The organism is Chlamydiota bacterium, assembly GCA_012729785.1.
Lineage (GTDB): Bacteria > Auribacterota > Tritonobacteria > UBA1439 > UBA1439 > UBA1439.
On record JAAYCL010000019.1, the window covers coordinates 1 to 10,553 of the forward strand.

General features: G+C 67.9%; 8 protein-coding genes and 3 tRNA genes. All 11 read left to right on the top strand.

The window, feature by feature from the left end; translation table 11 throughout:
- Positions 1 to 216 precede the first annotated feature (216 nt).
- The 11 genes from GXY35_04040 to GXY35_04090 all read left to right on the top strand — a co-directional run bounded on the left by GXY35_04040 (position 217) and on the right by GXY35_04090 (position 10,221).
- A complete protein-coding gene (locus GXY35_04040; protein ID NLW93756.1) occupies positions 217 to 2,982 on the top strand; it encodes a pyruvate, phosphate dikinase in 2,766 nt (921 codons plus the stop codon).
- 34 nt (positions 2,983 to 3,016) lie between these two features.
- Positions 3,017 to 3,847 (top strand): sigma-70 family RNA polymerase sigma factor, encoded by an 831-nt coding sequence (locus GXY35_04045; GenBank protein NLW93757.1) that lies wholly within the window; start codon positions 3,017 to 3,019, stop codon positions 3,845 to 3,847.
- Positions 3,848 to 3,874: 27 nt separating this feature from the next.
- The gene (gene apt, locus GXY35_04050; GenBank protein ID NLW93758.1) at positions 3,875 to 4,417 is read left to right on the top strand and encodes an adenine phosphoribosyltransferase; all 543 of its coding nucleotides are present in this window, start codon (positions 3,875 to 3,877) and stop codon (positions 4,415 to 4,417) included.
- A 121-nt stretch (positions 4,418 to 4,538) separates the two neighbouring features.
- Positions 4,539 to 5,516 carry a hypothetical protein gene (locus GXY35_04055; protein ID NLW93759.1) on the top strand — a complete coding sequence of 326 codons (978 nt, stop codon included), beginning with the start codon at positions 4,539 to 4,541 and terminating at the stop codon, positions 5,514 to 5,516.
- A 111-nt stretch (positions 5,517 to 5,627) separates the two neighbouring features.
- The gene (locus GXY35_04060) at positions 5,628 to 6,815 is read left to right on the top strand and encodes a GAF domain-containing sensor histidine kinase (GenBank protein NLW93760.1); all 1,188 of its coding nucleotides are present in this window, start codon (positions 5,628 to 5,630) and stop codon (positions 6,813 to 6,815) included.
- A 658-nt stretch (positions 6,816 to 7,473) separates the two neighbouring features.
- Positions 7,474 to 7,550, top strand: a tRNA-Arg gene (locus tag GXY35_04065).
- A gap of 66 nt (positions 7,551 to 7,616) precedes the next feature.
- The gene (locus GXY35_04070) at positions 7,617 to 8,276 is read left to right on the top strand and encodes a histidinol phosphate phosphatase domain-containing protein (GenBank protein ID NLW93761.1); all 660 of its coding nucleotides are present in this window, start codon (positions 7,617 to 7,619) and stop codon (positions 8,274 to 8,276) included.
- An 18-nt stretch (positions 8,277 to 8,294) separates the two neighbouring features.
- The gene (locus tag GXY35_04075; GenBank protein ID NLW93762.1) at positions 8,295 to 8,990 is read left to right on the top strand and encodes a tetratricopeptide repeat protein; all 696 of its coding nucleotides are present in this window, start codon (positions 8,295 to 8,297) and stop codon (positions 8,988 to 8,990) included.
- 294 nt (positions 8,991 to 9,284) lie between these two features.
- Positions 9,285 to 9,851 carry a hypoxanthine phosphoribosyltransferase gene (hpt, locus tag GXY35_04080; protein NLW93763.1) on the top strand — a complete coding sequence of 189 codons (567 nt, stop codon included), beginning with the start codon at positions 9,285 to 9,287 and terminating at the stop codon, positions 9,849 to 9,851.
- 136 nt (positions 9,852 to 9,987) lie between these two features.
- Positions 9,988 to 10,061 (top strand) — tRNA-Gln (locus tag GXY35_04085).
- Positions 10,062 to 10,143: 82 nt separating this feature from the next.
- A tRNA-Glu gene (locus tag GXY35_04090) sits at positions 10,144 to 10,221 on the top strand.
- Positions 10,222 to 10,553 lie beyond the last annotated feature (332 nt).

The window sequence follows — 10,553 nt, forward strand, 5'->3', positions numbered from 1 at the left end:
ATATACTGACAAGTTTTCGGTTCGGCCCCCTAGGGGGCCAAGGGAAGATGCACTCTCCACGGAGTGAATCTCAAAACCGGACATTTTAACTTTGCTAGAAATAGGACATTTTAACTTTGCTATTACATGGCCGCGCGAATATCTTGTGCGGCAGGAGGGTTTGCGGTATACTGTAATGTTCTGTTCGGCTGATTTTCCACACAGGGGGTGCATACGATGCACAGCTATGTCTACTACTTCGGCGCGGGGAAGGCGGCCGGCGACGCCTCGATGAAGGCGCTCCTCGGCGGGAAGGGGGCCAACCTCGCCGAGATGACCAACCTCGGCATCCCGGTCCCGGCCGGCTTCACCATCACCACCGAGGTCTGCACGCACTACTACACGCACAAGCGGAGCTACCCCAAGGGCATCCGGGGAGAGGTCGATCGCGCCCTCGCCCGCGTCGAGAAGGCGATGGGGGCGCGCTTCGGCGACGCGGAGAACCCGCTCCTGGTCTCGGTGCGGTCCGGCGCCCGCGCCTCGATGCCCGGGATGATGGACACGGTCCTCAACCTCGGCCTCAACGACGTGACGGTCGAGGCGCTTGCCCGCCGCACGGGCAACGAGCGCTTCGCGTGGGACTGCTACCGCCGCTTCGTGCAGATGTTCGGCGACGTCGTCCTCGGCCTCAAGCCCGAAAAGAAGGACGACGTGGACCCGTTCGAGGAGATCATCGAGCGGGTGAAAAAGGCGCGCGGGGTGAAGAACGACACCGAGCTCACCGCCGGCGACCTGCGGGGGCTCGTCCGCGACTTCAAGGCGGCCATCAAGGAGAAGACCGGCCACGGCTTCGAGGAGGACCCGCGCGCCCAGCTCTGGAAGGCGGTCGGCGCGGTCTTCGGCTCCTGGCAGAACGCCCGCGCGATCGCCTACCGGAAGCTCAACCGCATCCCCGACGACTGGGGCACCGCCGTCAACGTCCAGGCGATGGTCTTCGGCAATATGGGCGGGGATTGCGGCACCGGCGTGGCGTTCACGCGCGACGCGGCCACAGGCGAGAAGCGCTTCTACGGCGAGTACCTCCTGAACGCCCAGGGCGAGGACGTCGTCGCCGGCACCAGGACTCCGAACCCGATCGCGAAGCTCGCCGAGGAGATGCCCCGCGCCTACGCGGAGCTCGAGAGGATCTACCGCAAGCTCGAGAGGCACTACCGCGATATGCAGGACCTCGAGTTCACGATCCAGAAGGGGAGGCTCTGGCTTCTCCAGACGCGCTCCGGCAAGCGGACCGGCTTCGCCGCGGTGCGCATCGCGGTGGAGATGGTGAAGGAGGGGCTGATCGGGAGGGACGAGGCGCTGCGGCGCATCGACCCGATGCAGCTCAACCAGCTGCTGCGCCCCGTCTTCGACGCCGCCGAGAAGAAGAGGGCGACCGACGGGGGGCGGCTCCTGGCGAAGGGGCTGAACGCGGGACCCGGCGCCGCCTCGGGCGCGGTGGTGTTCAACGCGGCGGACGCCGAGGAGGCGGCGGGGCGCGGCGAGAAGGTGATCCTCGTCCGCATCGAGACCTCCCCGGAGGACATCAGCGGGATGTCGGCGGCCGAGGGCATCCTCACGGCGCGCGGCGGGATGACCTCGCACGCGGCGCTCGTCGCCCGGCAGATGGGGAAGGTGTGCGTCGCCGGCTGCGGGGCGCTCGAGATCGATTACCGCGCCCGCGAGATGCGGGTGAAGGGCGTCGTCGTCAGGGAGGGGGAGCCGATCTCGATAGACGGCTCGACGGGCGAGGTGCTCGCGGGCCCCATCAAGACCCTGCCCTCGGAGGTGCTGCGGGTCGTGTTGTACAAGACGATGCGGCCGGGCGAGTCGCGGATCTACCGCGACTACGCGACGCTGATGAAGTGGGCGGATGCCGCGCGGAGGCTCGGGGTCAGGACGAACGCGGACCAGCCGGACCAGGTGCGGAACGCCATCGCCTTCGGGGCGGAGGGCATCGGGCTCTGCCGCACCGAGCATATGTTCTTCGAGGGCGACCGGATCGACGCGGTGCGCGAGATGATCGTGGCGGAGGATGCCAAAGGGCGCCGCGCGGCGCTCGCGAAGATCCTCCCGATGCAGAAGGAGGACTTCAAGGGCATCTTCCGGGCCCTCAAGGGGCTGCCGGCCACGATCCGTACGCTCGACCCGCCGCTCCACGAGTTCCTCCCTCACGGGGACGCGGAGATCAGTGACTTGGCGGCGAAGATGGGCATCGCGGAGGAGCTGCTGCGGCAGAAGATCGCCAGCCTCCACGAGGCGAACCCGATGCTGGGCCTCCGGGGCTGCCGGCTGGGGATCGTGTACCCCGAGATCACCGAGATGCAGGCGCGCGCCATCCTCGAGGCGGCGGTCGAGGTGGCGGCCGAGCGGCTCCCCGTCCGGCCGGAGATAATGATCCCGCTCGTCGGGGTCGTCACGGAGCTCGAGGCGCAGAGGGCGGTCGTGGACCGGGTCGCCCGCGAGGTCTTCGCGGCGCGCGGCCGCAAGGTCGCCTACACCGTCGGGACGATGATCGAGCTTCCGCGGGCGGCGATCACCGCCGACCGGATCGCGCAGGTAGCCGAGTTCTTCTCCTTCGGGACCAACGACCTGACGCAGACGGTGTTCGGCCTCTCCCGCGACGACGCGCAGGTCTTCCTGGCGAAGTACGTGGCGGACAAGCTGGTGCCGGAGGACCCGTTCCAGTCGGTCGACCAGGACGGGGTCGGCTACCTGATGCGCCTCGGCGTGGAGCGCGGCCGGTCCGTGAGGCCCGGGTTGAAGGTGGGCATCTGCGGCGAGCACGGCGGGGAGCCGGAGTCGGTGAAGTTCTGCCACCGGATCGGGCTCGACTACGTGAGCTGCTCGCCGTTCCGCGTCCCGATCGCGCGACTCGCGGCGGCGCAGGCCGCGCTCGAGGAGAAGGCGGCGGCGAAGCCGTCCCGCAGGCGCGCCCGCGCGGCGAGGCGCCGGGGCGGGCGCTGAGGCATCCCCCCTTCCCGGGGGAGAAGGGCCACGGATGGGCGGGAAGGACACGGTCCAGCTCTATCTCCGCGATATCGGGGAGATCCCTCTGCTCACGCGCGAGGAGGAGATCGCCCTCGCCCGGAAGGCGGCCCGCGGCGACGAGAAGGCCCGCCAGCACCTGATCAAGGCCAACCTCCGGCTGGTGGTGAAGATCGCGCGCCGGTACGCCCATCTCGGCCTCTCCCTGCTCGATCTCGTCGAGGAGGGGAACCTCGGGTTGATGCGGGCGGTCAACAAGTTCGACGTGCGCAAGGGGAACAAGCTCAGCACCTACGCGGCCTGGTGGATCAGGCAGTTCATCCTGCGGGCGCTGGCCAATCAGGGGAAGATGATCCGCATCCCCGTCTACATGATGGAGAAGATCCAGCGGATCCACCGCAAGGATGAGGAGCTCACCCAGAGGTACGGCAGGCCCGCGCAGCCGAAGGAGATCGCCAAAGCGCTGAAGATCCCGGTCCAGAAGGTGCGGCAGATGCTGGAGATGGACCGGAGGCCGCGCTCGCTCCACTCCTCCATCGACGGGGAGGGGGTCAACGAGCTGATCAAGGTGATCGAGGACGTCGACACGATCTCCCCGTCCAAGCTCATCTCCGACGAGGTGGTGCAGGGGAACATCGCGGAGCTGCTGGACAAGCTGAGCGCGCGCGAGGCGGGCATCCTGAAGATGCGGTTCGGCCTCCAGGGGTGTTCCCCGAGCACCCTCACCGTGATCGGGAAGAGGTATCGCATCACGCGCGAGCGGGTCAGGCAGATACAGGAGGCGGGGCTGAGGAAGCTGAAGGCGATCCTGGCGGAGACGAACCGGGGATTCCACGACTTCTAGTCTAGGCGACGGAGGGAGGGGGACACGATGGCCACCGACGGCAAGAGGCTCAGGGATGCGATCCGCAGCGTGCCGGATTTTCCGAAGAAGGGGATCGTCTTCAGGGACATCACCACGCTGATCCGCGACGGGCGGCTCTTCCGGGAGGCGGTGGACGCCGTTTGCGACTGGTGCCGGGACAAAAGGATCGAGACGGTCGTCTGCATGGAGTCGCGCGGCTTCATCTTCGGGGCGGCGATCGCCTATGCGCTCGGGGCGGGGGTGGTGCCCGTGCGGAAGAAGGGGAAGCTCCCGCACGAGACCTTCAGCGCCGAGTACGAGCTCGAATACGGCACCGATTCGCTCGAGATCCACAGGGACGCCTTCCCCGCCGGGAGTCGCGTCCTCATCGTGGACGACCTGCTCGCCACCGGCGGGACCGCCGCCGCGACGGCGCAGCTCGCCGCGCAGCTCGACGCCAGGATCGCCGGGATCGCCTTCATCATCGAGCTCACCTTCCTGAAGGGGAGGGAAAAGCTCGAGGGGTTCGACGTTCTCTCCCTCGTCCAGTACGCCTCGGAAGAGGAGTGAGGCGGGGGTGCGGGAAATACACGATGCGGTCCCTCCCATCCGCGCGTCGCGCGCGGCCGCATCCAGCCGTGACGCGGACGCCGCCGCGCATGGTGAATGCTCGCGGGGGCCGACGCGTCGCATGACGCTGACCAGCGCGCTATGCGCCGATGACAATCCGGTCGTGGCCTATCGGGCGAGGAGACTGCTTGCCGGCGAATCGGAGCAGTCCCGCTCGATGCGCGACCTGCGGCGTGCCGTCGGGCAGTCCGGGATGGCGCGGGATCTCCTGCGCGGGCTTTGCATGGAGCGCTGGAGTCCCTATCGCAAGTGGCAGGGGCCGCACTGGACCCTGTACTCGTTGGCGGAGATCGGATTCCCGCCGGGGGACGAGAGGCTGCTCCCCTTGCGCCGGCGGGTGATGGACTGGCTCTTCTCGCCGGCGTTCCTGAAGCCCCCCAGCACGGCGATCTATCCCGACCAGCCCGAGAGGCCGCGCCGCTGCGCCTCGATGGAGGGTGTCGCCATCTGGTCGCAGCTCGAACTGGGCATCGTCGATGAAGCGCGCGCGCCCCTCCTCGTGGATCGTTTGGCAGCCTTTCAGTGGCCGGACGGCGGCTGGAACTGCGACAAGCGTCCGGGGGCGCACACCTCCTCCGTGCAGGAGACGCTGCTCCCGCTTCGAGGGCTGGCCGCCTGGCATCGCGCGACCGGGGACGACCGGGCGCGGCGCGCCGCGAACAAAGCGACCGAGTTCCTGCTCCGGCGGCATCTGCTCTGGCGCATGGGGGACGGGGCGCTCATCGAGCCTGAATGGGGAGGGCCTGTCGACAAGATCCAGTACCCGATCCGCTTCTACGATCTGCTGAGCGTGCTCCTCGTGATGACGGAGATGGGCCTGGTGCGCGACCGGCGCTGCCGCCTCGCCCTCGACCTGCTCGAACGCAAACGCCTTGCCGACGGCACGTTCCCCGTCGAGTGGACCAACGCGAGGCGGGAGCGCCGGATCGAGACCCGCGGCACCTACGCGGACTGGGGGCCGCGGCACGTGAGGAAGGGCAACCCGTTTGTCACCGTCGACGCGCTGTATGTGCTCAAGGCGGCCGGACGGGGGGTCTGAGCCGGGGCCGGGGCTCCTTTTCAGCTGGACAGGGTCCGGCGCATCGGTACAATTGCGGCGGTGGCGCGCGGGCTGCGCCGCGCGCCGTGACGCCGAGACGGGGCAGGACACGTGACCAACCAGAAGCGCGTCGCGCTCACCGACCGTGGGGAGTCGCTCCTCCAGATCAGTCTCGCCATCAACGCCCGCAAGGAACTGCGCTCCATCCTCGAGACGATCGTCACGCACACCCGCAGCCTCCTCGGCTGCGCCGACTCGAGCATCGTCCTCTGGGACCGCCGACAGGGGGTCTTCAAGCACGGCGCCTCCACCAACATCGGCGCGGAGGTGTCGCGCCGCGTGCGGCGCGAGGGCGGCGCGACGCGCTGGGTCGTGGACCACCGCGAGCCCGTTCTCGTCCCCGACACCCGCCGCGACCCGTTCATCGCCAACCCGATGATCCCCGAGGGCGGCGTCATGGCCTACACCGGCGTCCCCATCGCGCAGGGCGACGAGGTGCTGGGGGTCCTCTACGCCCTCTACGCGACGACGCACAAGGCCACCCCCGACGATCTGTGGCTCCTGACGCAGGCCGCGGCGATGGCGGCCATCGCCATCCAGAACTCCCGCCTCCTGCATTCGCTCGAGGAGATCAACAACTTCAAAAGCGCGATGATCCGGATGCTGGTCCACGATCTCAACAACATCCTGCAGTCGCTCATGGGGGGGATCGAGATCCTTCGCCATTGCAACCGGGACGCCGATCGCGTCGATTTGGAGCGCATCGACGTCTCGATGATGCGGATGCGCCGTCTGGTGGAGGGGATCCTCCGCTACGAGAGGATGACGTCGGTGGAGGAGATCGCGCGCGGGCCCGTGGACCTGAACGCCGTCGCCGAAAAGGCCGCGAAGGTTTTCGCCGAGGCCGCGGCGGGGAAATCCCACCGTCTGGTTCTGGCGCTGTCGACGGAACCGTGTACGGCGTACGGGGACCGGCTCCTGCTGGAGGAGGCGGCGTTCAATCTGGTCTCCAACGCCGTCAACTACACCTCCCCGGGGGGGACGATCACCCTCCGGACGAGCGCAACGGAGGACGGGTACGTATTCGAGGTCGCGGACACCGGCTCGGGCCTCGAGGCGGAGGACCGGGAACGGATCTTCGAACCGTTCGTGCGCCTGAAGAAGGCGGGGCGGGTCAAGGGGAACGGCCTCGGCCTCCACCTCGTCCGGACCATCGTCGACCGTCACGCGGGGACGATCGTTGTTTCCGGAACCCCCGGGAAGGGCTCCACGTTCACCGTGACGCTCCCCTCGCGCTGAGGGCGGCCGCGCGGCCGTTGCGTATGAAGCAGCGTTCGACGAAATGCGCCGTTTCCCGCGCCGTCCGCGCGGCACCACGCCGCAGCGCGCGGAAAATCGGGGTGTGCGACCGGATACGACTCGCGCGCTGGGCCGCGGAATGCGCGGAGGGCGTCCTGACGGTCTTCGAGCGGCGCGTCCCGGGCGACGCGCGGCCCCGCGAGGCCATCGCCGCGGCGCGCGCCTGGGCCCGCGGGCGTATGTCGATGGCCGCGGCTCGGGCCGCGGCGTTCGCCGCCCACGCCGCCGCCCGCGGCGCCGGGGATCCGGCGGCGGCCGCCGCGGCGCGCGCGGCAGGCCACGCCGCCGCCACCGCGCATGTGGCCGCGCACGCGCGCAGCGCCGCCGACTACGCGGTCAGGGCGGGCGCCGAGCGAACGCGGCAGCTGCGGCGTCTTCCCGTGCGCCTGCGCGCGTTCGTCTCTCCGCCGTCACGGCGCGGCGAGACATGCCGCCGCGCTCCTTGCCCCCGCCTCCCGCGGACCGGGCGCGGGAAGCAGGAATCTCCGGATAGGAGCGCGGGGCATTGTATGCTACACTAGCGCACCTGACGGCGACTGTCTTGTCGAGATTGTCGCGCACCCCCACCCCTCGGCCGGGGGCGGGGGGGGCGGCGTCTGCGCCCGTAGCTCAGAAGGATAGAGCACAGGATTCCTAATCCTGGGGTCGCGCGTTCGACTCGCGCCGGGCGCACCATGCATGCATCGGGGAGTTGGTCGTTCCTGGGTTCCAGGGGAAGGGTGCGGCACTGTGGAGCCGATCATGATCGATTTTCACGCGCATACGCTGCTGAGCGACGGTGAGTTGATCCCCTCTGAATTGGCGAGAAGGGCGGAGGAGAAGGGGTACCGCGCCCTCGGCATCGCCGACCACGTGGACGGATCGAACGCGGATCTCGTCATCCCGCGCCTCGTCTCCGTCTGTTGCGATCTCCGGGAGGTGATGGACATCGACGTCATCCCGGGCGCGGAGATCACGCATGTGCCCCCGCCGCTCATCGCGCCGCTCGTCGCCCGCTGCAGGAAGCTCGGCGCCGAGTATGTCATGGTGCACGGCGAGACGCTCGCGGAGCCGGTGAAGGCGGGGACGAACGACGCCGCCCTGAAGGCGGGCATCGATATCCTCGCCCACCCGGGTTTTCTCCTTCCGCGGCAGGCCCGCGAGGCCGCGTCGCGCGGGATCTTCCTCGAGCTCTCGGCGCGGCAGGGGCACTGTCTGGCGAACGGGCTCGTGGCGCGCCAGGCGGTCGCGGTTGGCGCCAAACTGCTCGTCGGCTCCGACGCGCACTCCCCGCGGGACCTGCTCTGCCCCGAGGACCATCTCCGCGTCACGCGCGGCGCGGGGCTGAGCGACGAGGATGCGCGGAAGGCGCGCCAGAACGCGGAGCGGTTCTGGGCGGCGATCAAGAAGCGGCGCGGCTGAGGCCGGGGGGGAAAACGAATGTCGAGAAGGGACCGGTTCGACCAGACACCCGAGGACAGGTTTGTTCTCGCCGCCTACCAGCTGTTCGACTGGGTGGGGAGGCACAGGGCGCTGTGCGCGGCCGCCGCGGTGGCCGCAGCCGGCGCCGTTCTCGCCGGCATGGCGTACCTGAATCAGCTGCGCGCCTACAACGAGAACGCCGCAATCGCCCTCGATGCCGCGGGGACCTCCGCGGAGTACAAGGCGGTCGTGGACACCTACCCCGGAAGCCCCGCGGAGCCGGCCGCCCTGTTCCGTCTGGGCAGGAAGCTCGCGGACGAGGAGCGCTACCAGGAGGCGGAGGAGGCGTTCGCCCTGCTCGCCCGCTCGTACCCGGCGCACCATCTCGCCCCGGACGCCCTGGTGTTCGCGGGGATGCTCTGCGCGCAGCAGAAGAAGTTCGACGAGGCCGAGAAGCGGTACCGGGGGGCGGCGGAGCGGTACCCCGGCTCGTTCTCCGCCCCACGGGCGCTGCTGGGCCTCGGCGCCTGCTACGAGGAGATGCGCCGTCCGGACGACGCGAAAGCCGCATACGGGAAGCTCGTCGCCGACTACGGCTCCAGCGATTTGGCCAAGGACGCGGAGGCGAGGATCTCGAGACTCGCGCAGGCGCCACCCGCCGTCGAGACGAACAGTGCGGCGAAAGGGGGAGAGGGGGGCGCACCCGTTGAATGACGAATAGCCCTTGACAGGAACCGGCCTCGGGCATATTCTTTGTGTGCATGGGGCGCGTCTTTGAGCGGGCGCGAAAGGAAAAACGGAAATGAGCGATCCCATCATCGAGATCACGGGAGATATCTGGATCAGCTTCTAGGGGGCTGTCCCCCGGGCGGGCTTTCGTCGTCAGGGAGCCGTCGTCAGAAATGACCCGTGGGGCGCACGGCGCTCCGGCGGGCGCGCAGTCCAGGAGAAATCCTGGCTTTTTTGTCTTCGAAAGAATCTTCCGCCTCTCGCGGGTTGTGCGAACCGATGAAAAAGATCGTCAAGACGGTCCTGTTCAGCCAGGAGCAGATCTCGAAGCGCATCGCCGAGATGGTGAAGCGCATCGACGGGGATTTCCGCGGCAAGGACCTTGTCATGGTCGCGGTGCTCAAGGGCAGCGTGGTCTTCCTTGCGGACCTTGTCCGCGGTTTCACGCGTCCGCTGGCGTTCGATTTCATCGGCGTGAGCAGCTACGGGAACAGCACGAAATCGCTCGGCGTGGTGACGCTCGAGAAGGGGATCACGGTGGAGGTGGCGGGCAAGAGCGTGCTGGTGGTGGACGATATCCTCGACACCGGCAGGTCGCTCGCCTTCGTCAAGGAGTACCTGCAGAAATTCAAGCCGAATGAGATCAAGATCTGCGTCCTCCTAGAGAAGAAGGAGACGCGGTTGATCGACATCAAGGCCGACTACGTGGGGTTCGAGATTCCCAACGTCTTCGTGCTCGGCTACGGTCTCGACTACGAGGATCGATACCGGCACCTGCCGTACATCGCCTCCTTGAAAGAGGAGTACTACCACGAGCTGGCCGAGCGCGGGATCGGTCCCGTCTGAATCCCCACAGGCGGCACATCGTGGTTTCCCCGCGTGCGATACCGGCCGGGGAGGCAGGAAGGTTTCGGCACACCGTAGGGTGAGGTTCTTTCCTGTCGCAATCCCTGGCGGATCTGCTATACTCTGTCGTCTGCGCTGCGGGATCGTCTAACGGTAGGACGGCTGGCTCTGGACCAGTTAGTCCAGGTTCGAATCCTGGTCCCGCAGCCACTTCACCACTGCTTCTGCGGTGTGGTTTCCGGTTTTTCGGAGCAGCGCGCCTTGGAAACGGGAAACCGGCGACTGTTGGGAAGGCGCCATCGTCTAGTCTGGTCTAGGACACCGGGTTCTCAACCCGGTAACTGGGGTTCAAATCCCCATGGCGCTACCATCCTCCCGCGCAACGAGTTACGGGGGATTCGGTAGTGGGCAAACGGAATCCCGCCCGCCGAGCCTCAGAAACCGCCCCCCCAATCTCCAGAATCTCCGTCCACGAAGCGATTCCCCTCGGCAGGCAACTGGACAAGGTCCTCCAGACCCACCACGACGAAGACCTCGAATGGGCCTACGCCTCCCTTGGAATCCGCTACGAAGCATAGGGGTCACCTATGTAGGCAGAAGGCAAGCGTAAAGACACCTTGCCAGTAAGGCCTGCCCCCCTGCACTGAACTTCCACGCTCTTCTCTTGCCAGCCGGGCTGAGTATCAGTGAAGCACTGGATTG

Excerpts from the sequence above, each read along its gene's own strand:
- GXY35_04070 (NLW93761.1), top strand. The coding sequence starts at position 7,617 with ATGATCGATTTTCACGCGCATACGCTGCTGAGCGACGGTGAGTTGATC.
- GXY35_04055 (NLW93759.1), top strand. The coding sequence starts at position 4,539 with ATGACGCTGACCAGCGCGCTATGCGCCGATGACAATCCGGTCGTGGCC.
- apt (NLW93758.1), top strand. The coding sequence starts at position 3,875 with ATGGCCACCGACGGCAAGAGGCTCAGGGATGCGATCCGCAGCGTGCCG.
- GXY35_04040 (NLW93756.1), top strand. The coding sequence starts at position 217 with ATGCACAGCTATGTCTACTACTTCGGCGCGGGGAAGGCGGCCGGCGAC.
- GXY35_04045 (NLW93757.1), top strand. The coding sequence starts at position 3,017 with ATGGGCGGGAAGGACACGGTCCAGCTCTATCTCCGCGATATCGGGGAG.
- GXY35_04075 (NLW93762.1), top strand. The coding sequence starts at position 8,295 with ATGTCGAGAAGGGACCGGTTCGACCAGACACCCGAGGACAGGTTTGTT.
- hpt (NLW93763.1), top strand. The coding sequence starts at position 9,285 with ATGAAAAAGATCGTCAAGACGGTCCTGTTCAGCCAGGAGCAGATCTCG.